The sequence below is a fragment of the Natrialbaceae archaeon AArc-T1-2 genome, assembly GCF_030273315.1.
Lineage (GTDB): Archaea > Halobacteriota > Halobacteria > Halobacteriales > Natrialbaceae > Tc-Br11-E2g1.
In genome coordinates this window covers 2,670,026-2,691,631 of the sequence record NZ_CP127174.1, presented here as the reverse complement: position 1 = coordinate 2,691,631, position 21,606 = coordinate 2,670,026, and the positions used below count along the sequence as shown (strand labels likewise).

Below are 21,606 nucleotides of genomic sequence, written 5' to 3'. Positions count from 1 at the left end.
AGGTGATGGCTCGTGAGTTTCAGAGATCTCGGGAACGCGGTCGGAAGCACGCTCTACCGGGGGATCGGCCGTGCAAGTAGCCATCTCCACGAGCAACGATCGCTGCCGGTCGACGTCCTCGAGAACGAGGGCTCGTATCTCGTCGTCTTCGACGCACCGGGAGCCGAACGAGACGACGTCCAGGTTCGGTACGTAAACGGTACGGTAAAGATTCGAGTCGATCGGTTTCGTGAGTTTCACGACGGGTTCGAGATGCGATTTCCCGGTCGCGGAATGACCCTCGACGGCGAGGCGACGCTTCCCGACGACGCGACCGTCGACCCCGACGCGGGGACGGCCAGACTCACCGAGTACGGAACCTTGAACGTCGAGATTCCGAAAGAGCGCTCCTCGGAGGCCGACGCCGAATCGATCGAGATCGACGACTAATTCCCGTCGACCGTCATCCCCGCCGCGATGTCGAACGTCTCGTCGCCGGACACCCGCGTCGGATCGAAGGCGTCGATTCCGTCGCCGCCGAGAATCTCGTCCGCGATCCGCTCGCCGATCGCCGGCGCGCGCATGAAACCGTGGCCCTGGAATCCGGTCGCGACGTAGAGTCCGTCACGGAGCTCTCCCACGAGTGGGTTCCGGTCCGGCGTCGCCGTACAGAGCCCCGCCCAGGCCTCGATCACCTCGAGATCGGCGCCGGAGAAGCGGTCCGCGACGCGAGTCGCGAGGTCGTCGGCGAACCCCGGGTCCGCGTCGCGGTCGTAGCCGTCGGGGTCGGCCTCCCGTAACTCGGTCCCGTCGCCTGCGAGCAGCCCGTCGGGGTGTGGTCGGGCGTAGACGTCGTCGGTCGCGTCGTAGAGCATCGGCTCTGTGATATCGGCCGTCGCGGTCAGGACCTGTACCCGGTACGGTTTCATCGCGATCGGAACGCCGGCGTCCGCGAGCAGCCGTTTCGTGTGCGCGCCCGCGGCGACGAGAACGGCGTCGACCTCGCGTTCCGGACCGCCTTCGGGAACGACCCGCGGCGGATCGGTTCGGACCGAAACGGGCGTGTTAGTCTCGAGAGTCGCGCCAGCGCCGGTCGCTGCGGCTGCCAGACAGGCGGTGTAAGCTGCGGGATCGGTGTAGCCGGCCGCACCGGCGATTCCCGCGACCGCGACGTCCTCGTGTTCGAGCGCGGGGAAGCGTTCCGCGAACTCGTCGGGATCCATCTCGAGGGCGACGACGCCGTTTGCCTGCATGCGCTCGATCCCCTCCCGGATCGCCTCGATACGGCGGTCGTCGCCGTCTCGAGCGAGCCAGACGTAGGGACACTCCACGAACGGGAACGTGTCATCGCCCGACAGCGCCCGGAACCGTTCGATCGCGTCGCTCGCGAGGGTGGCGTCGGGCTGGTCGGCGAATGCGTCGTAACAGATCCCCGCGGCCCGCCCGCTCGCACCGCTTGCGACGGTATCGCGGTCGTACAGCGTCACGTCGGCTCCCTCGCGGGCGAGATCGTACGTTGCGGTCGCGCCGACGGCACCCGCGCCGACGACGGCGACCTCGAGGCCGTTCCCGCGGTCGCGAAACGCGTCGGTACTGACGTCGGGGGCGGGTTCGTCTTCGGATCCAGCCATACACGACAGGTGTGAGTGCACGGTACTTACCAGTGGGTGGTCCGGCCGACGGCCTCCGTTCGGGGCGTCGGACCCGTCGCTACCGGTCGACCAACAATACTTTTCCGTCCCCGTATCCTCTCTCGCTTATGGCGCAGTATACGTTCACACCGGGTACTGGCGGTGTCGTCCTCCTCGCCGGCGTCAGCATAGTCGTTGCCCAACACGGTCCTGGCGGATCGATGGGCGATGGCTGGGGCTGGGGACCGTTCGGCGGCTGGATGGGGCCCGGACTCTTCTTCGTTCTTGCGGTCGTGGCAGTCCTCGCTCTCGCGGCCAGCGGAGGCGACCGATCCGAGAACGCGGACGGCCACGACCGTGCACTGTCGGAGCTTCGGGAGCGCTACGCCCGGGGCGAACTCTCCGAGGCGGAGTTCGAGAAACGCCGACGACGGCTCCTGTCGCAGGGGGAGAACCGATGACGGACGAGACGCCCACCCGGCGGTACGTGCTCGCCGTTACCGGTGGCACGATTGCGGCCGGCCTTGCAGGATGTCTGGACGGGACCACTTCCCCGGCCGGCACGACCGACGACGATACTGATACTACGACCACTGCCGACGATGACGACGGTCACGGCCACGACCACGAGTACGATCACGAACTCGGACATCCGGAAGAACACGTCGACGTGTCGATGGAGACGGACGACGCCGAGGACACCCACCACTTCGTCCCGCACGTCGTCCACCTTGAGGAGGGCGGGGCGGTGACGTGGGTCATCGACAGCGGCGGCCACGATACGGTCGCCTATCACCCGGACAACGCCGATCTCTTGCCCACGGCGAGCGAGCGACGGATTCCCGAGACCGCCGAACCCTGGGAAAGTGAACTGCTCCGGACCGAGGGCGAGACGTTCGAACTGACCTTCGAGGAGGCGGGGATCTACGACTACGCCTGCACTATCGTCGAACACGGCCACGGTCCCGAACGCGGGCAAGGCCCCATCGGTCACCACCCGACCCACGAGGAGACCGGTATGGTCGGTCGCGTGATCGTCGGCTGGCCCGACCTCGATCCGGACGCCCAGCCCGCACTCCGGTCACCGCCGGAGGATATGCCCCACACCGCGAGACGCGAACTCGAGGGGTTCAACGACCGGACCCGCGCGGCGCTCGAGGACGGCGACGGCCACTGACGATCAACGGCGACGATGCGTCGACGCCGAGCTGACACGACCTGTACTTTTCAGCCGTGCGGTCGTATGGCCTCGCATGGCAACCCGATCGGCGACGCGAGCGTACCGCGACGAACACGAGGACGCCTTCGCGGAGGGATACTTCCGTCGGCTCGGCGACGCCGTCGTCTCGAGCGTCGGCCTCGGTACCTACCTCGGGGATCCGACCGACGCCGTCGACGACGACTACGAGGCGGCGATCCGAACGGGCCTCGAGGCGGGCTGTAACGTGATCGACACGGCGATCAACTACCGCTGTCAGCGCAGCGAGCGCGTCGTCGGTCGCGCACTCGAGAGAAGCGACGTCGACCGCGAGGCTGTCTTCGTTGCGACGAAAGGCGGCTACCTGCCGTTCGACGGCGACCACCCGACGGACCCGACCGCGTACGTTACCGAAGAGTACGTCGAGCCCGGGATCCTCGATCCCGACGACCTCGTCGCCGGCAGTCACTGCATCGACCCGGACTACCTCGACGATCAGCTGGATCGTTCGCTCGCGAATCTCGGTCTCGAGACGATCGACTGTTACTACGTCCACAACCCGGCGACCCAGCTCCGCGAACGCTCCCGCGAGGCGGTTTACGACGCCCTCGAGGACGCGTTCGTCCGACTCGAAGAGCGGGCCGACGCCGGCGACATCGGCTGCTACGGCGTGGCGACCTGGCAGGCGTTTCGGGTTCCGTCAGACCACCCCTCATACCTCTCCGTGCCGGCCGTTCTCGAGCGAGCGCGGACCGCTGCGCGGACAGTCGGCGCAGAAGAGACGCGCTTTCGGGCGATCCAGTTGCCGTTCAACGCGGCCATGCCGGAGGCGGCGACCGAGCGAGCCCACGACGGCCCCGACGGGCCCGCCTCCGTACTCGAGTACGCGCTCGAAACGGACGTCGACGTCGTCACGAGCGCGTCCATCGCACAGGGCTCACTCGCCGACGGCGTCCCGTCGGTCGATCGACGCGACGACGAGACGCCGGTCCAGCAGGCAATCAACGTCGCGCGGTCGGCACCCGGCGTGACCGCGTCGCTCGTGGGTACGAGTACCGAGACACACGTCCGGGAGAACGTCGACGCGGGTGCGTTCGCTCCGCTCGACGACGAGGCGATCGGGGCCGTCCTCGAGTAGTTGTCGTTACCGGATCTCTTTCCACTCTGTATTGCAGTCCGGACAGATGCGGATCGTCTCGATCGAGTCCGGGTCGTTCTCGGTCTTCAGCGGTTTACCACACTGCTCACAGACGATGCGGTCGTAGGTGTCTTTCTCGAGTTCGCCGTCCCGAAGCGCCTTCCGGATCGATTTCATGCTTCGGTGTACGACGGACGGGAAGAAAAAGACATGGGCTTCGGTGATTGTCATCGTGGCTGATAATTCGGGCACCGGTTCGAAAGTATTGACCCCGTTCGGTATGAGCGGACAGCTATGGCCGAGACGGTGCTTCCGACTGCGAGCCGACGAAGCCAACTCTTCGGATCGCTGTGTCTGCTCGTCTTTCTGGTCAACCTCGGCCGGGTGATCTACGCGCCGTTGCTCGAGCCGTTTCGGACGACCTTCGACGCGAGTGCGGCCGAGGTCGGCCTGCTCGCGACCCTCGCCTGGGTTGGAAGCGCCTCGTTGCGGTTCCCGACGGGCTACCTACTCACGCGGTACCCGCGCCACCGGGTCGTCCTCCTCACGGGACTCGTTCTCGCCGGCGCGTCGCTGTTTGCGGCGGCCGCCGGCACGCTGTCGATGCTTTACGTCGGCGCTTTCCTGATGGGGATCGCAAGCGGGATGTACTTCGTCGCTGCGAGCCCGCTCGTCAGCGAGTTATTTCCGACGCGGGTCGGCCGAGCGATCGGGATCCACGGCACCTCGAGTCAGGTCGCCGCCGTCACAGCCCCGCTTCTGGTCGGTGCGTACTTCGCGGTCCCGTGGCCGATTGCCGCCTGGCGGGTCGTCTTCCTGTCGATCTCGGCTGCGGCCCTGTTCGCGACGATCGCGCTTTTCGTCGCTGCGAAACGGGCAACGCTACCCGAGGCAGGGGCGGCCGACCGACGGTTGCTCGTCGCGTTCCGTCGGCAGTGGCCGATCGTCGTGACTGGCGTGGCGATCGTCGGATTCACAGGGCTGGTCTGGAACGGAGTGTTTAACTTCTACGTAACCTACCTCGTCGAGACCAAGGGGTTCTCCGAGCGTCGCGCGCGAACCGCCCTGACGGTGCTGTTCGCTGCCGGCGTACCGGCGTTCGCCCTCGCCGGTGTCGTCGCCGACCGCGTGCGGTTCGTTCCGCTGATCCTCGCGCTCGCGGGCGGGTTCGTCGCGTCGCTTTTCGCAGTGACCTACGTCGAGGGCGTCTTCGCGATCTTCGCCGTCACCGCGATCACGGGACTTCTCGTTCACGGACTCTTTCCCGCTGTCGACACCTACCTGCTCGCCTCGCTTCCGGACGAGAATCGCGCCAGTGCTTACGCGCTGTTCAGCGGCACGATGATGCCGATCCAGGCGACCGGCAGTGTGATCCTCGGCACGCTCGTCGACTTCGGGGTAGCGTTCGATGCAGCAATCCGACTCTTTGCGGCCAGTATCGCGGCTCTGCTCGCGGTCGCGCTCGTCCTGTACGCCGCCGGACGGATTCCGACGGGGGCGAACGACTAGTACCGATACCAGGCGATCTCCGTCGCCCGATGACCGTCGTCGTAGGCGTCCAGCCCCTCGCCGAGGATCCGACGCAGCCGGAAGTCGTCGTACAGCGTCGAGTGCGTGTAATCGAGAAACGTCACCGGGATAACCAGCTCGCCGTTGTCGCGGATCGCACTCGCGACGACCGTGTAGACGTGCTTGTGCCGGGCGTTTCGGACGAAGCCAGCGAAAACCGGCGTCGTCTGCTCGGGTGCTGGCGTCGCCTGCAGCGCCTCGACCGACCGACGCGTGAGGTCGTAACAGAACAGCCCGCTGTCTCTCCCCTCGACCATCGACTCGAAGTCGGTCGGCGACTCGAAGTACCGGCGCAGGTCGTATCGGCCGAGGAGCACGTTGTCCTCGATCGAGCCGGCGACGTATCGCGGGACGTCGTAGTTCGTGTGCTCGCGAAACGTCTCGGCGAGTCCCTCGGCGACCGCCTTCGGATCGCGGGGATCCGCCCCGGTCAACTCGCCGATGAGGTCGGGCTCTGCGCTTCGACGTCCCCGCAGACCCGCGACGGTGTAGGGACGGTCGTCGCCCGACTCGACCAGTTCGAAGAACCCCGGGTAGTTGTCGTAGACGAACCGGACGTCGCCCGCCTCGAGCGCGCCGAGATCTGCGATCACCTCCTCGAGCGGGCCGTCCGCGAGTCCGAGCTCGTCGTCGACGGCAGCGGCTGACGCGGGATCGTCGGTCGAGGGATCGAGCGTCGCGACTCGAGTATCGCCGTCGTGGACCGTGACGTCGTCTCCGTCGGCTTCGATCCGGTAGCCGTCGACGGTGGCTCCCTCACCCGACGGCTGGAGATACTCGAGGACGAGGGGATCGAGGTCCTGGCGAAGCAAGTTCGTTCCCGTGAACCGATCGTAGCCGAGAAAGACGTTGTAGATCGCCCGACCGCCACCGACGGCAGCGCCGCCGCCGACGGCACCGGCCAACAGCTGTCGACGCGTCAGATCCACCGTTTGTCACCAATATCCGATTGCTCACCCTCGGTCAAAGTCGTTTCGTACGGTCCGTGCCGGACTCGAGAACGACTGTCTCGCCTGCCCGCACTGACTCGCCCGGTTCGACGGCGACGTCCTCGCGATCGATGTCGGGGGGAAAGCGGACATCGACGCGACTGCCGAACGCGATGTGTCCGATCCGCTCGCCGCGTTCGACCTCGTCGCCCGACTCCACGTAGGGGGAGATGCGACGGGCAAACGCGCCGGCGATCAGCGTGACCTCGCGGTCGTCGTTCTCGAGACCGCCACCGCCGCGCTCGTCGCGTGTCGCGTCCTCGTGGCCGTCGGATCCCGGCGGCTCGAATCGAACGTGAACGCGCTCGTTGCGGTCCGACTCCTTTGAGAACGCCGGCCGGTTCGCGCCGGGGACGTGCTCGACGTCCGTGACGACGCCGTCGAACGGAGCCCGGACGACGTGGACGTGCCAGACGTTCATGAACACCCCGAGTCGGACTCGCTCGCCTTCCGTCCGAAGGACCGAAACCGTGCCATCGGCCGGCGAGACGACGCCGGTCGGCGGCGGCGTTCGCTCTGGGTCGCGAAAGAACGCCAGCACGAACGCCCCGACCGCGAGCGCAACAACTCCGGCGGCGACGCTGTAAATCAGCGCGAACGGCGCGACGACCAACGGAGGAACGGCGTACCGCCACATCCCGGGCGCGAACTTCATACTCGGAGAGAGGGGACGGCGTCGTTTGGCCGTTACGGAGGCGTCGTCGAGCCGTAGGGGACGCCTTGCACCCGTATGGTTCGATTGTGATGACTGTTCTCGTTTCCGGAATGCGTAATGGTGCCCGTGTCGGTTCGCCGGCTGGCGTAAGGTTGGCAGAAACAATGGGTGGACGCGCCATCTTCTCGCTCGAGTTGACCCTCGTGAGGATGATCCATCGCTCACTGCAGGCCATGTTCGCTATCGGACGCGGCGACGCCGCCGATAGCGAACCGGCGGCTGCCAGGACCGGCCCATCGACCGCCGTTCGCCTCGAGGACGTCCACCACGAGTACGCGAGCAGCGGGCGATTTCGCTCGAGCCGTGACCGGTCCGTGACTGCGCTTCGAGACGTCACGCTCGCCGTCGAGGAGGGCGAGGTCGTCGGCCTCGCGGGACCGAGTGGGAGCGGCAAGTCGACGATCCTGCACGCGGTCGCCGGGCTCGTCGTGCCGACCGCGGGCACCGTCTCCGTGCTCGGCACCGACCTGACGGCGCTGTCGGATCGCGAGCGGGTCCGAACGCGACGTCGTCACGTCGGCATCGTCTTCCAGCGGTTTCACCTTCTGCCCGCGCTGTCTGCCCGGGCGAACGTCGCGTTACCGCTCGTCCAGGCAGGCCTCCCGCGGTCGCGACGGCGCGAGCGAGCGACGGCGCTACTCGAGGAGGTCGGACTCGGCGACCGCGTGACGCACCTGCCGGGCGAGTTAAGCGGCGGCGAACAACAGCGGGTCGCCATCGCCCGCGCGCTCGCGACCGATCCCGACGTCATCGTCGCCGACGAACCGACCGGCGAACTCGACACGACGACGGGTGCGAACGTCCTCGAGTTGTTGACCGACGTCGGCGGCGGTCGGACGGTCCTCGTCGCGTCCCACGACGAGGCCACGCTGTCGGTCGCCGACCGGGTGATCAGACTCCGCGACGGAACGGTGGTGTCGGATGGTCGATGAGGACACCGATACGACGTGGCGTGCGCGCTGGTACGGGGTCGTGTCGATGTCACTGTCCCGGGTCCGAGAGCAGGCGACGCGGGTCATGCCCGGCCGGATCGCGTCGACGGTCCTCGCCGTCGCGTTGACGATCGGGCTCCTGTTGCTGGTTACGGGGGTCGCAGTCGCGCTCGCCGACGACGGAATCACGAGCGAGACAGACGCTGACGTCCGTATCGCCCCTGCAGACGGTGGCTCGCTGTCGGCACTCGACGGCGTCGAGAGCCCACGGCTGGGCGAGGCGAGCGAACGCAGCGAGACGATACGGTCGACAGACGGCGTCGATCACGCGACGCCGATGCTTGTCGAGACCGTCGCGTTGCAGACGTCGGATGGTGAGTCCGAGCGCGTTCTCGCCGTCGGCGTTGTGCCCGACGCGGACGCGTCCGTCGCGACCCTCCCGGCCGCTTCCCTCGAGGACGGCGCTGAAGACGAGCCGTCGGGACCGATCGTCCTCTCCGACGCCGCGGCGGATCGGCTCGCGGTCACGAGCGGGGACGACCTCGAGGTCGCGGAGACAGAGACCAACGACGCCTCGCTCTCGCTCGCCGTGACGGCGGTCGAATCCGGTGATGGCGACGTCCCAGTCGCACTCGTCCACCTCGACGACCTTCAGGAACTGTCCGGCGCCGACGAGGGCGACCTCGCCGACGGCGTCTTGGTGTGGGGCGAGAACGATCGGGCCGTCTCGGCCGCCGAGTCGGCCTATCCCGACGCGACGATCGAGACCGACGACGAGGTCACCCTGGCCGCACTCTTCGACGACGGGTTAGCACTCGCGACGAGCCTGATCGCGCTCGTCGTCGGCGTGACCGTCTGTTCGCTGTTCGTCGCGACGACCGCCGGACTGACAGTCGAAGAAGATCGGGAGACGCTCGCGGTCCTCGCGGCCGTCGGCTTTCCCGTCCGCAGTCGGCTCGCGACCGTCGCCGTCACGACGCTTTCGACGACACTCGGCGGAGCGATCGTCGGGATCGCGGTCGGGTTCGGCGGGATCGTCGTCGTCAACGCCCTCGCGGACGCGGTGATGGCGTCGGGTGCCGTTGCTCACGCACACCCGCTTTTTGCCCCCTACGCCGTCGCCGTCGCGGTCTTCTCCGGACTGGCGGCGCTTCCGTATCCCCTGGCGATCGCTGCACGAACGGACGTCCTCGCGGAGGTGGGACGGTGACGGCGATCGCTCGAGCGAGCGCTGTCGTCGGTCTCGCGTTCGCCCAACTCCGGCGAGCACCCGGTCGGACGATACTGGCCGTGACGGCCGTCGCACTCGCCGTCCTCTCCGTGACGTTGCTCGCCAGTCTCGGGATCGGCGTCTTCGAGACCGGCCAGGAGAGTTTAGACGAGGTCGACCGCGACGTCTGGATCACGAGCGATCCGCTCGACCCCTCGCCGGGCGGCACCGAGAACGCGATCGTCGACGCCCACGGCGTCGCAGCCGAGGCTTCCCACCACGAGTCCGTCTCCCACGCCGCCCCCGTCGCGGTCTACGACACCTACGTCGGGACCGAGACCGACGACCTCGAGCGGTTCAGCGCCGTCGGCGTCCCCGAGACCCACGACGGCTTCGACTTCGACGCCGGCTCCGGGTTCGACGTCGAGGAACACCACTACGTCGACGACGACGCGCCGGCTGAGATCGTGCTCGATCCGGAGATCGCCGCCGAACTCGACGTCTCGGTCGGCGACACGGTCTACGTCGGAGCCAGCAGAGAAGGCGGCGTTCAGGAGTTCACCGTCGTGGGGATCTCATCGCACTACTCGCAGTATCTCGGCAGCCCCGCGATGACGGTCCCGATTGCGGAACTGCAGTCGGTCGCCGGGACGCGAGGCACCGATCGCGCGTCGTTCGTCACGGTCGACGTCGAACCTGGTGCCGATCGCGACGCCGTTCGAGACGACCTCGCCGCGGACCATCCGGCCTACGACGTGCGTACGAGCGACGAACAACTCCTGTCGCTGATACAGGACCGGATGCTCGTCGTCGCAAGCGGCGTGGCGCTCGTCTCACTCGCCGTCGTCGGCGGGATCGTCCTCACGGTGAACCTGTTTCTGCTCGTCGCCTACGGGCAACGCGACGAACTCGCAGCGTTACGAGCGATCGGGCTCTCGCGGCCGGTGCTCGCGGGGACGATCGGTGCCCAGGGGTTCGTCATCGGCCTGCTGGGCGGCGTCGTCGCGCTGGCTGTGACCCCGCCTGCGACGACGGGGTTGAACCGCCTCGCCGCGTCGCTCGTCGGCTTTGACTCCCTGTTGTCGACTCCACCTGCGGTGTACGCCGTCGGTCTCACCATCGCACTCGGCGTGGGAACGATCGCTGCACTCGCCGCCGGCTGGCGAGCCGGCCGGTTCGCTCGCATCGATCGACTCGAGGGATGATACCGATGGTCGTGGCCGGTAGTCGACGTGACCGCTCATGTAACGAGCGAGGTAATTGTTGCAGCGATGACCGTAATTACAATCGAGAGAGTGCCAACGAACACTGCGAATATCCCCCCGAGGGTCACATAATACACCCCGAAGAAAGCGGATGCGAAAAATGCAGTTGCGAGGCCCTCGGTCACTGCGACCATCGTAAGATAGGCGACAAAGACGAGACAGAAAAACACAACCGAGCTCAAAATATCCGCAATGGATGCGGAGAGAACGGTGGTGGAAAGTCGCCGTTCGGACAGGTATGCGACAGTTATGCCGCACCCGATCGCACCAGCAAACCCGCCGAGGGGATTCCCGTTCGCAAGGATCGATGTTGCAAACAGACCGAGTAGCCCAGTGAGCAACCCGACGACAGCGCCAGCTACTATCGGGTTCCACCGCCGGATCCGTAGCGGCCCGACGCGACCCGTGCGCTTCATCACACTCTCTAATTAACCGCTGATACATACAGCTGCTGTTAGGGACGTCCTTGCCGCCGGGACACGATTTGGTTTCACACTCATCTTCCAGCCGAGTACAGAAGTCGTAGTACCAGCGACGATGAACCCCGCCTCGAAGTCGATCACTCCCAGAACGACCGCGTGCGGGCGTACTCGCGTTCCCTGGCCAGGATGTCCCGGTAGAAGTCGTCCTCGTTCTCCCGGAGCTTGTTGATGATCCGTGCCGCGTTGTGTGGACCGACGCCGCGAGCCGACAGCGCGATGACGGCCCGTTTCCCGTGGCTCTGGACGAGACTCGCCCGCCGGTATGCCTGCTCGGTTAGCTCCTCCTGGTGCTCGTCTCTGTCTTCGGCCTGGACCGCCGCGACCGTCTCCTCGTCCCAGGGGTTCAACGCCGCGATCCGGGTCGACTCACAGCGTGGACACTCGGGCTGGTCGGAAACCCGCCGGACTTTCGTCTTCGACGTCCACTCCCGGCAGTGCGTACAGAGCAGGATCACGCGATCGTTTCGAATCCGCTCGCGAACCGTCTCGATAACGCTCGCGTCGGCGTTCTCCGGCGCGAGCAACTCCCTGCCCGACGACCGGCCGCCGCGCCCGACCGGCGTCCGACCCCGCGTCGTGACGACCTCGAGCTCGCCGGATCGGATCGAAGCGAGAACCGACTGCGCCCGCTCGGGGTCGAGATCCTCGTGAAACACCTCCCGGATCGCCTCCTCGTACATCGGCGTCCCCTCGAGGGCGGAGAGCAACCGTTCGGTCGACATCCGACCTGACCCCTGCCAGCGCTTGCGTGCACCGAACGTCGCCGCGACCTGCGAGAGCCGAAACGCGAGCGCGTCGGAACGTTTCAGTCCCAGTTCGACGATCGCCTCCACGTGATCCGGATCGGTCCCCTCGAGGACGTCACACACGTCGCTCGTCGCGATCGCCGTCGGCACCTCGAGTTCGATCCGGTAGGGGTCGACCTCGAGCCCCACCGACGAACCCGACTGCTGGCCGAGCAGCGACGACAGCACCCGACCGAGCGTCTCGTTTGCCCGATGACCGAACGCGGCGTTGAGGACGACCGACCGACCCTGGCGCTCGAGGACGAGCCGGTCGTCCGTCGGCATCGGCGCGTTGGTCTCGACGTGATCGGCGAGCTGTGAGAGGGCGGACTCGAGAGTGGACTCGTCGGCCGGGTACCGGCTCGCGAGCTCGCGGGCGACGGACGCCTCGCTGCCCGCGCCGAACTGGGACGCGACCACCCTCCGGATCTCGCCGACCTCCTGGGCGACGGGGTAGGGAACGGGAATCTCCTGGCCGGTCCAGGACGGGACCTCGCCCGCGGGATCTTCGATCGGACTCACCGTGACGACGCCCTCGTCGTCGTCGACCTCGGCGATTCGCCACATCTCCCCGCGCTGGACGAACACCTCGCCGGGCGAGGCGAAGTTGACGACGAACCGCTCGTCTAGCGTGCCAACCGGGCTCCCGGACGCGACGTCCTCGACGTCGTAGGTCTCCTCGTCGGGAATCATCGAGAGGTTCGCGTAGACGTACTGCCAGGTGTTGCCCGTGGCCCCGATCCGGTCCTCGTCCTCGTCGAACCAGACGATCCGGTTGCGGTGAAGCTCCGAGAGCACCTCGCGAAACGTCGCCGCCTCGAGCTCCCGGAACGGGTACGCCCGCGAGACGGTCTCGTAGGCCTCGGTGACGGCCGTATCCCCCTGGCTCTGGACGATCCCCGGGATCTGGTTCGCCACGACGTCGAGACTGCCCTCGTGGATCGCCGCCGGCTCGACCTCTCCCGCGCGGGCACGTCTGGCGATCGCGATCGCCTCGAAGGTGTCGTCCGGCCGGGTCGTGACGATCGTCCCTCGAGAGACCTCGTCCATGCGATGGCCCGCCCGCCCGATCCGCTGGAGGAGTCGCGTGACCTGGCGCGGACTCTGGTACTGAACTACGTGATCGACCCGCCCGACGTCGATCCCGAGTTCCATCGAGGAGGTACAGAGCAAGGCCTCGAGGTCGCCGTCCTTGAATCGGTCTTCGACTTCGATTCGAGCCTCCTTCGAGAGTGACCCGTGGTGGACGGCGATCGGCGCGTCGAGTTCCGTGAACCGCGAGCCGAGTGCCTCGGCCGTCTGTCGCGTGTTGACGAATATCAATGTCGACTCGTGTTCGTCGACGAGCTCCCGGATGAACCGAACGTGACTCGCCGTCTCGGGATCGGTCACCAGCGTCCCCGCCAGATCCTCGTCGGCCTCGCGCACCTCGGGTTCGCGGACGGTGACGTCGATGTCGCTTCCGACGTCGATCTCCCGGATCGCACACGGTCGGCCGCCGGTCAGGAACTGCCCCACCTCCTCGGGGTCGCCGACGGTCGCCGAGAGCCCGATCCGCTGGACCGGCCCCGCGAGGTCTCGGAGTCGCTCGAGGGCGACCGCAAGCTGTGCTCCGCGCTTGGCGGCTGCGAGCTCGTGTACCTCGTCGATCACGACGTGTGAGACGTCCACCAGCCCCTCGCGTAATCGCTCTCCCGTCAGCATCGCCTGCAGCGTCTCGGGCGTCGTAACCAGGATATCTGGCGGGTCTTCGGCCTGCTTTCCCCGTCGATACTGGGTCGTATCACCGTGGCGCACGTCGACCTCGAGTTCCAGGGTCTCGCCCCACCACTCGAGGCGGTCGCGCATGTCCCGGTTCAACGCCCGCAACGGCGTCACGTACAGCGCGGCGAATCCCTCCGGTGGACCGGACTCGAGGACGTGATCGAAGACGGGTAACATTGCCGTCTCGGTCTTGCCACTCCCCGTTGGCGCGATCACGAGCGTATCCTCTCCGGCCGCGATCGGCGGAATCGCGAGCCGCTGGGGTGCCGTCGGCGTCGAAAAGCCGCGATCGGAGAGCGCCTCACGAACCGTCGCACCGAGGTAGGTAAACGCGGCGACGTCCCCGTCGGTCATCGTCTTCGTTACGGTCGAATCGTGGATAAGAACGTTGCTTCCGAGCGACGCTGTCGCTCGAGGATGGAATATCCAAGACGAGTCCCCCGCACTCGAGTCGGAGGACTCGTCTCGATGAATGGAAGCGGCGAACCGCCTTTCCCAGAGGGTCTCCCACTCCAGTACTCGCCGGAACGCTGGCGGGCTTATCTTCCGTGTTCGGGATGGGTACGGGAGCACCCCGCCGCTGTGGCCGCTCGAATGCCGACCGGCGGAATCGAACCGCCGTCAGACCACTGTCGGTCGCCGTCTGAGATATGAGTGGAGGCGGCGAACCAGCGTTTCCAGAGGGTCTCCCACTCCAGTACTTGCCGGAACGCTGGCGGGCTTATCTTCCGTGTTCGGGATGGGTACGGGAGCGCCCCGCCGCTGTGGCCGCCCGAACGCCGATCGACGGAATCGAACCGTCGCCACTCCAGTATCGGTCTCTCTCCGCCACAACCGTGTCGTACGTGTAGTCCAGTCTGCGCCTGGACCCGTTTCCGGGTCATGATCCATGCGGTATGAATGGTGGCTCGATCGGTTAGTGCTCGCGGGCTCAACGCCTCGTTGCCTTGGCGCGTACACCCCGAGTCTATCGACCTCCTCTTCTAGGAGGGATCTCAGGTGGTTCCTCGTTTCCAGGTGGGTTTCCGGCTTAGATGCGTTCAGCCGTTACCCCGTGGTGCGTCGCTGCCCGGCACGTGCTCTCTCGAACAACCGGTACACCAGTGGCACCCATTCGTAGTTCCTCTCGTACTATACGAACGTTCCTGTCAGGAACCGTAACACCCCCAATAGATAGCAGCCGACCTGTCTCACGACGGTCTAAACCCAGCTCACGACCTCCTTTAATAGGCGAACAACCTCACCCTTGCCCGCTTCTGCACGGGCAGGATGGAGGGAACCGACATCGAGGTAGCAAGCCACTCGGTCGATATGTGCTCTTGCGAGTGACGACTCTGTTATCCCTAAGGTAGCTTTTCTGTCAGCAATTGCCCGCAACGAGCGGGCTAATTGGTTCGCTAGACCACGCTTTCGCGTCAGCGTCCGTCGTTGTGCCGGACACTGTCAGGCTCCCATGTGCTCTTGCGCTCTCTCCCGCGTCTCCGACGCGGGTGAGGGAACCGTGGGGCGCGCCCGATATCTTTTCAGGCGCGTACCGCCCCAGTCAAACTGCCCGGCTACCGGTGTCCTCCTCCCGGAGTGAGAGTCGCAGTCACCATCGGGTAGTATTTCAATGCTGCCTCGGTGACCCGCTGGCGCGGGTACCTGTGTACTGGCTCCTACCTATGCTGCACAATGGCGACCACGTCTCAGCGACAGCCTGCAGTAAAGCTCTATAGGGTCTTCGCTTCCCCTTGGGGGTCTCCAGACTCCGCACTGGAATGTACAGTTCACCGGGCCCAACGTTGGGACAGTGGCGCTCTCGTTGATCCATTCATGCAAGCCGCTACTGAAGCGGCAAGGTACTACGCTACCTTAAGAGGGTCATAGTTACCCCCGCCGTTAACGGGTCCTTCGTCCTCTTGTACGAGGTGTTCAGATACCCGCACTGGGCAGGATTCAGTGACCGTACGAGTCCTTGCGGATTTGCGGTCACCTATGTTGGTATTAGACAGTCGGAGCGCCCGAGTCACTGCGACCTGCCCCGAAGAGGGCAGGCATCCCTTCTTCCGAAGGTACGGGACTAACTTGCCGAATTCCCTAACGTCGGTTGCTCCCGACAGACCTTGGCTTTCGCCGCCACGAGTACCTGTGTCGGTTCTCGGTACGGACAGTGTGCTCGCCTTTTCACGGGCTCTCGGTTGACCTGACTTGCGCTATCCAGCCATTCGCTCGCTTCCTGCCATTACGGCTTCCACGAACTTCGACTGTTCGACCGGGCGATGGCCCGGCTCAGGCGGCCCCAAAGCGTCGGCTTTGAGTGCACACTGGCACAGGAATATTAACCTGTTTCCCTTTCATCAGCTTCGACTTACGGGCTGATTTAGGACCGGCTAACCCTCAGCTGATCAGCAGTGCTGAGGAACCCTTACTCGTTCGGCCGTCGGGGGTCTAACCCGACTCACGCTGCTACTATGACCAGGATTTTCGTTACTGAACGGTCCACACGACCTCTCGGCCGTGCTTCCACCCGAACAGAACGCCAACCTACACGATCACCCGGTAAAGGGTGCGGCTAGGTCTCGGTGGTGGACTTGAGCCCCGATCATTTTCGGCGCCCCGAACCTCGGCCGGTAAGCTGTTACGCTTTTCTTAGAGGGTAGCTGCTTCTAAGCTCACCTCCCGGCTGTCTAGGGCTCGGGACCACCTTCGATCGCACTTAGTCCACACTTGGGGACCTTAACCCAGCTCTGGGTTGTCTCCCTCACGGTACACAGGCTTACCCCGCATACCGGACTCCCTGCGTCGACGGCGTCCGTAGGTTCGGAGTTGGACAGGGGGGCGTACTCCTCTCGGAGTACGGTCCCCCAATCCGTCGCTCTACCCCACGGACTACCTCGGCAGAGGTCATGCTTCGACATGTTTCGGTTGGAACCAGCTGTGTCCGGACTCGATGGGCCTTTCACCCCTAGACGTAGGTCACGCGAGGGTATTGTAGGACACCAACGCTAACAGGCCTCCACGCACCTTTCGGCACGCTTCACCTTGCCCACGCCTAGATCGTCCGGTTTCGGGTCGTGTCCGATTGACTCCCCGCGCTTGAACACGGCGGCCCTCGCAATGCTGCGGCCATGTCGGTTTCCCTGCGCCTTCCCCGATGATCGGGTTAGACTCGCCAATCAGACACACTCCCTGGTTCGTTTTTCAAAACGTACGACGGAACACCGGCTTCCCGATCTTCCTACTGTACCCTCGCGGGTAGGTCGTTTTGATCGGGACCTTGTATGCCCCGTCGTTCCATCGCCAACTGATTTCACGCCCTATTGCACCTCCCTTCGTGGGGTGCTTTTCAGCGTTCGCTCACGCTACTTGTTCGCTATCGGTCTCGAGGAGTGTTTAGTCTTCGCGGTCGATGCCCGCGAGATTCACGAGGGATATCCAACCCCCGATACTCTGGAGCTGACGCGTCCCGTACTACGCTTCACTACGGGGTTGTCACCCTGTTTCACGCTCCGTTCCAGGAGACTTCGTGAAGCAGTTCGAGGAGTGGTTGTCAGTCCGAACACCACATTGCCCGAAGGCTTCGGTTTGGACTGTGTCGCGTTCACTCGCCGTTAGTAACGACATCGCGATTGCTTTCTTTTCCTGCCGGTACTGAGATGTTTCAATTTCCGGCGTTCCCCATTGCGCGAAGCAATTGCGGTGGGGATTCCCATTCGGAGATCCTCAGTTCTTTCCCTCCGTGCGGGTCCCTGAGGCTTATCGCAGCTTGGCACGTCCTTTATCGGCTCTCGAGCCGAGCGATCCACCAGCTGGCACAGTAGCCACGTTCGACGGATCGGCGTTGCGACGAAGTCGCAACGATGTAGTGACCCGGGAACGGGTCCAGTGGACGCCTGGACTACACGTACACACGGTCTCATCCGCACGCCAGTAGACAGCTGGCCTGCATCAACCCTTCCCACCCGCGTTTACACGGGGTGGTGCATCGGTTCTGTCGTACCCAATCGTCGCGCCGTCTCCCACTTAAGGGGAGCGATTCGACGACGGGCCGAGACATGGACCCACTGGGATTCGAACCCAGGGCATCCTCCTTGCAAAGGAGGCACTCTCCCACTGAGCTATGGGCCCTAACTTTCGGACAACCGCCGAAAGGAAGGTAGAGCCTCGACAGTTCAAAGGTGCCCGATCGGCCTACGGGTGGGCGATCGAACGTGGTGGTGTGGCACAATGGGCCACGAGTGGTGGGCTGGGGCGACGCCCCAGTCCCGGGCTGTGGAGGTGATCCAGCCGCAGATTCCCCTACGGCTACCTTGTTACGACTTAAGCCCCCTTGCGAAGCCCAGATTCGACCCCGACCGGGGCCTCATCCGGACCTCACTCGGGTGCTTTGACGGGCGGTGTGTGCAAGGAGCAGGGACGTATTCACCGCGCCCTTCTGAGGCGCGATTACTACCGAATCCAGCTTCATGCGGGTGAGTTTCAACCCGCAATCCGAACTACGACCGAGTTTCGGAGATTAGCGTCGCCTTTCGGCGTGGCATCCCACTGTCTCGGCCATTGTAGCCCGCGTGTCGCCCAGCACATTCGGGGCATACTGACCTACCGTTGCCCGTTCCTTCCTCCGCTTTGGCAGCGGCAGTCCTCCTAATGTACCCAGCTACCACAAGGGTACTGCTGGCAATTAGGAGTGCGGGTCTCGCTCGTTGCCTGACTTAACAGGACGCCTCACGGTACGAGCTGACGGCGGCCATGCACCTCCTCTCAGCAGGTCAGGTAAGCTCATCACACTGACCGTCACTCCTGCTGTCGATGCTGGTGAGATGTCCGGCGTTGAGTCCAATTAAACCGCAGGCTCCTCCGGTTGTAGTGCTCCCCCGCCAATTCCTTTAAGTTTCATCCTTGCGGACGTACTTCCCAGGCGGTCTGCTTCACGGCTTCCCTACGGCACACCACAGGCTCGTAGCCTGTGGCACACCTAGCAGACATCGTTTACGGCTCGGACTACCCGGGTATCTAATCCGGTTCGTGACCCGAGCTTTCGTCCCTCACCGTCGGATCCGTCTTCCAGAGGCGCTTTCGCCACCGGTGGTCCGTCCAGGATTACGGGATTTCACTCCTACCCCGGACGTACCCCTCTGGTCTTCCGGTCCCAAGCCAGGCAGTTTCCGCCGGACGCCCGCACGTTAGGCGTGCGGATTTCCCGACGGACTTGCCTGGCCGGCTACGGACGCTTTAGGCCCAATAATAGCGGTCATCACTCGAGCTGCCGGTATTACCGCGGCGGCTGGCACCGGTCTTGCCCAGCTCTTGTTCCTGTACCACCTTACGGTACAGAAAAGCGAGGACTGTATGCCCTCGCACTCGGAGTCCCCTTATCGCACTGTCGTGCAGTGTAAAGGTTTCGCGCCTGCTGCGCCCCGTAGGGCCCGGTATCTTGTCTCAGATACCGTCTCCGGGCTCTCACTCTCATGACCCGTACCGATTACTGGCACGGTGGGCCGTTACCCCACCGTCAACCTAATCGGCCGCAGCCACATCCTATGGCGCGAAAGCGTTTCGGACTCGACCCATTCCAGGGGTCGAGTCGTATGCGGGATTAGCCTCAGTTTCCCGAGGTTGTCCCGCTCCATAGGGTAGTTTGGCCACGTGTTACTGAGCTATCTGCCACGAGCCTGAACTCGTGCGACTAGCATGGCTAAATCGGACTCCAATAGCAATGACCTCCGGCAGGATCAACCGGAATGCTATCTCCCCGTGAAGGGGAGGGTTTGGCGGTGAATGTAGATACACACTCACACAAATGGTCCACGTTCGGTGATCGACCCACGATCGCGAACCGATCGGGCGTCACCGAACTGTCGAGGCTCACATCAGATCCCATCTGTACGGAAGACCGCAGGGGTAGGATCCTCATTTCCTTCGGACGTAGTCGTACGCTTCGAGGAGTACTTAACCCCTTCGAAGCGCACCGTCCGTGCCGACGGGGCATCAGCCCCGTCGATCACGCATCGTTGCGTTTTCATCCCAACGCCCTCGAACACTTAAGGGCATCGGATCATCCCAACCCCAGGAATCACACCAGGGCTCGAGATTGCGTATTTGGTCGGAGGCTACCCGCATATATAAAAGCGTCGTCTCCGAAGTCCCATTCCTTAGAGAGACAATCGGAATGCGCGCCGGTCGTCACCGCGGTGCCGGACAGCCTATTCGAAACGTGGATATGGGCATGTTTGTTGGACGGCATAATGGATCCCCTATTAACACGTGGACGGTGAGCGAAGCGACTCGAACGACGGTATCGCGCGGGCGGAGGCCGATCGTTCATCCCGACCGTCGTGGACGCAGTCCGACCGAATGAGACCCGCGCAGTTCGTCTTTGGCATACACGCCTATGAAGATGTCGTGAGCGGAGCAGGACACATCAGGCGACAGTAGCACTACGCTCCCGTCCTGTCCGCGCGAAAGAAAAACGGTCCAATCGCGAGGGCATCAATAGTAATGGGAGTTCGGGCGGACGTACGGCCTATGAGTCGGTACGACATCGTTTCGGAGGCATCGATCACGTCAGGCAACGCCACGGATGCCTACTTCGATCGGACCGTCCAGACGCTCGAGCACGCAGGCCACAATCCCAACGTCGTCGCCGAGATCACGGCAGATCAGTTCCCGACCGGCGAGTTTGACCTCTTCGCGGGCGTGAAAGACGCATGCAAAACGGGTCGGGGTTGGCTCCGACGACGAATAGGACGGTACGATATTACATTACTCTCGTCCGGCAGACGTCGGTCCGTCGATCGCATCTTCGTCACTGGCTGTGTCGTCTCCTTCGTCGGCGAGGTAACCGACGTGTTCGGCAACGGTCCGTCGATTGATCTCGCTGGTGCGGTTCGTGATCGTCTCGACGAGTTCGAGGACGTGATCCCGAACGGGATTGTCCTCGTCCTTCGCGGGCGGAACCTCCGCGCCTTCGGCACCGAAGCCGGGATGGAGCGGAAGTCGACCGAGCAGTGGAACGTCGTAGTCCTCGCTGATGCCGGTCGCACCGTCGCGACCGAACAGGCCGTGTTCGTCGCCACAGCTCGGACACTGAAACGTACTCATGTTCTCGACGACGCCGAGGACAGCGGCGTTGTGTTCCTGGAACATTCGCACGCCCTTGCGGGTGTCGTCGACGGCCATCTGCTGGGGCGTCGTGACGACGACGGCACCCGTGACGGGCATCGACTGCAGGAGATTGAGCGCGGCGTCACCAGTTCCCGGCGGAAGATCGACGATCAGGTAGTCCAGAAACCCCCACTCGACGCCTTCGAGGAAGTTCATCATTACCTTGTTGACCATCGGCCCGCGCATGATCGCGGGATCGTCCTGATTGCGGGTGAGAAATCCCATGCTTATCACGCGGACGCCGTCGGCCTCCGGCGGGACGAGGTCGTCGCCGTGGGTGACGGCAGGGTTTTCGTCCTCGATCGAGAGGATCCGTGGGACGTTCGGCCCGTGGACGTCGGCGTCGAGGATGCCGACGCGGGCACCCATGTCCTCGAGTCCGGCCGCGAGATTTGCGGCGACGGTCGTCTTGCCGACGCCGCCTTTCCCGCTTGCGACGGCGATGACGTTGCGGACGCCCGGGAGGACCTCCTGGTCGAAGCCGTGCTCGTCGCTGATCTGGGCGGTGAGATCGGGCTCGAGGCCGGCGTCGGTGACGGCCTCGCGAATTCGATTACCGATCTCGATCTCGGCGGGGGCATACGGTGTGTTGAAAGCGAGCGAGACGGTCGCCGTCCCGTCGTCGATCGAGACGTCGTTGACAAGCCCGACCGAGACGATATCGGCGTCGAGGGCCGGATCCTCGATCTCGGCGAGCCGCGCTTCGAGTTCGCGTTCGGTTACGGTCATGTATCGACACTCGGGGTTGGAGCGTTTTTACAGCCTCGGTCCGGGAACCCGGAAACCGGCCGAACAGAAAGTCG

At 64.6% G+C, this 21,606-nt stretch carries 15 protein-coding genes, 1 tRNA gene, 4 rRNA genes and 1 pseudogene; 9 read left to right on the top strand and 12 right to left on the bottom strand.

What is annotated here, in order from left to right; translation table 11 throughout:
- Positions 1-12: 12 nt before the first annotated feature.
- Entirely contained in the window at positions 13-429 is a 417-nt protein-coding gene (locus QQ977_RS13840; RefSeq protein WP_285926359.1) for an Hsp20/alpha crystallin family protein, read from the top strand.
- On the opposite strand, the gene QQ977_RS13835 is transcribed toward QQ977_RS13840, so the two are convergent.
- Positions 426-1,610: an NAD(P)/FAD-dependent oxidoreductase gene (locus QQ977_RS13835; protein WP_285926358.1), complete on the bottom strand. Its 1,185-nt coding sequence runs from the start codon at positions 1,608-1,610 to the stop codon at positions 426-428. The genes QQ977_RS13840 and QQ977_RS13835 overlap by 4 nt on opposite strands.
- Before the next feature lie 128 nt (positions 1,611-1,738).
- On the opposite strand from QQ977_RS13835, the gene QQ977_RS13830 reads away from it, so the two are divergent.
- From QQ977_RS13830 to QQ977_RS13820, 3 genes are all read left to right on the top strand, one after another.
- A complete protein-coding gene (locus tag QQ977_RS13830; protein WP_285926357.1) occupies positions 1,739-2,071 on the top strand; it encodes an SHOCT domain-containing protein in 333 nt (110 codons plus the stop codon).
- Positions 2,068-2,787, top strand: coding sequence for a cupredoxin domain-containing protein (locus QQ977_RS13825; RefSeq protein ID WP_285926356.1), 720 nt, complete (start codon positions 2,068-2,070; stop codon positions 2,785-2,787). Before QQ977_RS13830 ends, QQ977_RS13825 begins: the two co-directional genes overlap by 4 nt.
- Before the next feature lie 76 nt (positions 2,788-2,863).
- Positions 2,864-3,946, top strand: a complete 1,083-nt coding sequence (locus QQ977_RS13820) for an aldo/keto reductase (protein WP_285926355.1) — start codon at positions 2,864-2,866, stop codon at positions 3,944-3,946.
- A gap of 6 nt (positions 3,947-3,952) precedes the next feature.
- Here QQ977_RS13820 and QQ977_RS13815 read toward each other — a convergent pair whose 3' ends face one another.
- Positions 3,953-4,123 (bottom strand): HVO_0758 family zinc finger protein, encoded by a 171-nt coding sequence (locus QQ977_RS13815; protein ID WP_285926354.1) that lies wholly within the window; start codon positions 4,121-4,123, stop codon positions 3,953-3,955.
- A 117-nt stretch (positions 4,124-4,240) separates the two neighbouring features.
- Here QQ977_RS13815 and QQ977_RS13810 point away from each other — a divergent pair, with 117 nt between their 5' ends.
- Positions 4,241-5,455 carry an MFS transporter gene (locus QQ977_RS13810; RefSeq protein WP_285926353.1) on the top strand — a complete coding sequence of 405 codons (1,215 nt, stop codon included), beginning with the start codon at positions 4,241-4,243 and terminating at the stop codon, positions 5,453-5,455.
- On the opposite strand, the gene QQ977_RS13805 is transcribed toward QQ977_RS13810, so the two are convergent.
- Together QQ977_RS13805 and QQ977_RS13800 are read right to left on the bottom strand one after the other, a co-directional pair.
- Positions 5,452-6,444 carry a hypothetical protein gene (locus tag QQ977_RS13805; protein WP_285926352.1) on the bottom strand — a complete coding sequence of 331 codons (993 nt, stop codon included), beginning with the start codon at positions 6,442-6,444 and terminating at the stop codon, positions 5,452-5,454. The two genes, QQ977_RS13810 and QQ977_RS13805, sit on opposite strands and share 4 nt — an antisense overlap.
- A gap of 34 nt (positions 6,445-6,478) precedes the next feature.
- Entirely contained in the window at positions 6,479-7,159 is a 681-nt protein-coding gene (locus QQ977_RS13800; protein ID WP_285926351.1) for a protein sorting system archaetidylserine decarboxylase, read from the bottom strand.
- 209 nt (positions 7,160-7,368) lie between these two features.
- Between QQ977_RS13800 and QQ977_RS13795 the strand changes: the two genes are divergently transcribed.
- From QQ977_RS13795 to QQ977_RS13785, 3 genes are read left to right on the top strand one after another with little or no spacing between them, the layout of a single operon-like run.
- A complete protein-coding gene (locus QQ977_RS13795) occupies positions 7,369-8,151 on the top strand; it encodes an ABC transporter ATP-binding protein (protein WP_430540851.1) in 783 nt (260 codons plus the stop codon).
- Positions 8,141-9,361 (top strand): ABC transporter permease, encoded by a 1,221-nt coding sequence (locus QQ977_RS13790; protein WP_285926349.1) that lies wholly within the window; start codon positions 8,141-8,143, stop codon positions 9,359-9,361. The genes QQ977_RS13795 and QQ977_RS13790 overlap by 11 nt, the downstream gene beginning before the upstream one ends.
- Positions 9,358-10,566 carry an ABC transporter permease gene (locus tag QQ977_RS13785; RefSeq protein ID WP_285926348.1) on the top strand — a complete coding sequence of 403 codons (1,209 nt, stop codon included), beginning with the start codon at positions 9,358-9,360 and terminating at the stop codon, positions 10,564-10,566. Before QQ977_RS13790 ends, QQ977_RS13785 begins: the two co-directional genes overlap by 4 nt.
- A 35-nt stretch (positions 10,567-10,601) precedes the next feature.
- Here the strand turns inward: QQ977_RS13785 and QQ977_RS13780 are convergent, their stop codons facing one another.
- From QQ977_RS13780 to QQ977_RS13750, 7 genes are all read right to left on the bottom strand, one after another.
- Positions 10,602-11,042 (bottom strand): hypothetical protein, encoded by a 441-nt coding sequence (locus tag QQ977_RS13780; RefSeq protein WP_285926347.1) that lies wholly within the window; start codon positions 11,040-11,042, stop codon positions 10,602-10,604.
- 143 nt (positions 11,043-11,185) lie between these two features.
- Positions 11,186-14,011 carry a DEAD/DEAH box helicase gene (locus QQ977_RS13775; protein ID WP_285926346.1) on the bottom strand — a complete coding sequence of 942 codons (2,826 nt, stop codon included), beginning with the start codon at positions 14,009-14,011 and terminating at the stop codon, positions 11,186-11,188.
- 119 nt (positions 14,012-14,130) lie between these two features.
- Positions 14,131-14,251: ribosomal RNA gene (gene rrf / locus QQ977_RS13770) — 5S ribosomal RNA — on the bottom strand.
- A gap of 61 nt (positions 14,252-14,312) precedes the next feature.
- Positions 14,313-14,433 (bottom strand): 5S ribosomal RNA (gene rrf / locus QQ977_RS13765).
- Positions 14,434-14,555: 122 nt separating this feature from the next.
- A 23S ribosomal RNA gene (locus QQ977_RS13760) occupies positions 14,556-17,469 on the bottom strand.
- Positions 17,470-17,695: 226 nt separating this feature from the next.
- Positions 17,696-17,767 (bottom strand) — tRNA-Ala (locus QQ977_RS13755).
- Between the two features lie 145 nt (positions 17,768-17,912).
- A 16S ribosomal RNA gene (locus QQ977_RS13750) occupies positions 17,913-19,382 on the bottom strand.
- Together the 16S, 23S and 5S rRNA genes with 1 tRNA gene alongside form the textbook arrangement of a ribosomal RNA operon.
- Before the next feature lie 782 nt (positions 19,383-20,164).
- On the opposite strand from QQ977_RS13750, the pseudogene QQ977_RS13745 reads away from it, so the two are divergent.
- A pseudogene (locus tag QQ977_RS13745) lies at positions 20,165-20,347 on the top strand (nicotinate phosphoribosyltransferase); the annotation flags it as partial.
- 54 nt (positions 20,348-20,401) lie between these two features.
- Here the strand turns inward: QQ977_RS13745 and QQ977_RS13740 are convergent.
- The gene (locus QQ977_RS13740) at positions 20,402-21,532 is read right to left on the bottom strand and encodes an Mrp/NBP35 family ATP-binding protein (RefSeq protein ID WP_285926345.1); all 1,131 of its coding nucleotides are present in this window, start codon (positions 21,530-21,532) and stop codon (positions 20,402-20,404) included.
- Positions 21,533-21,606: the final 74 nt, after the last annotated feature.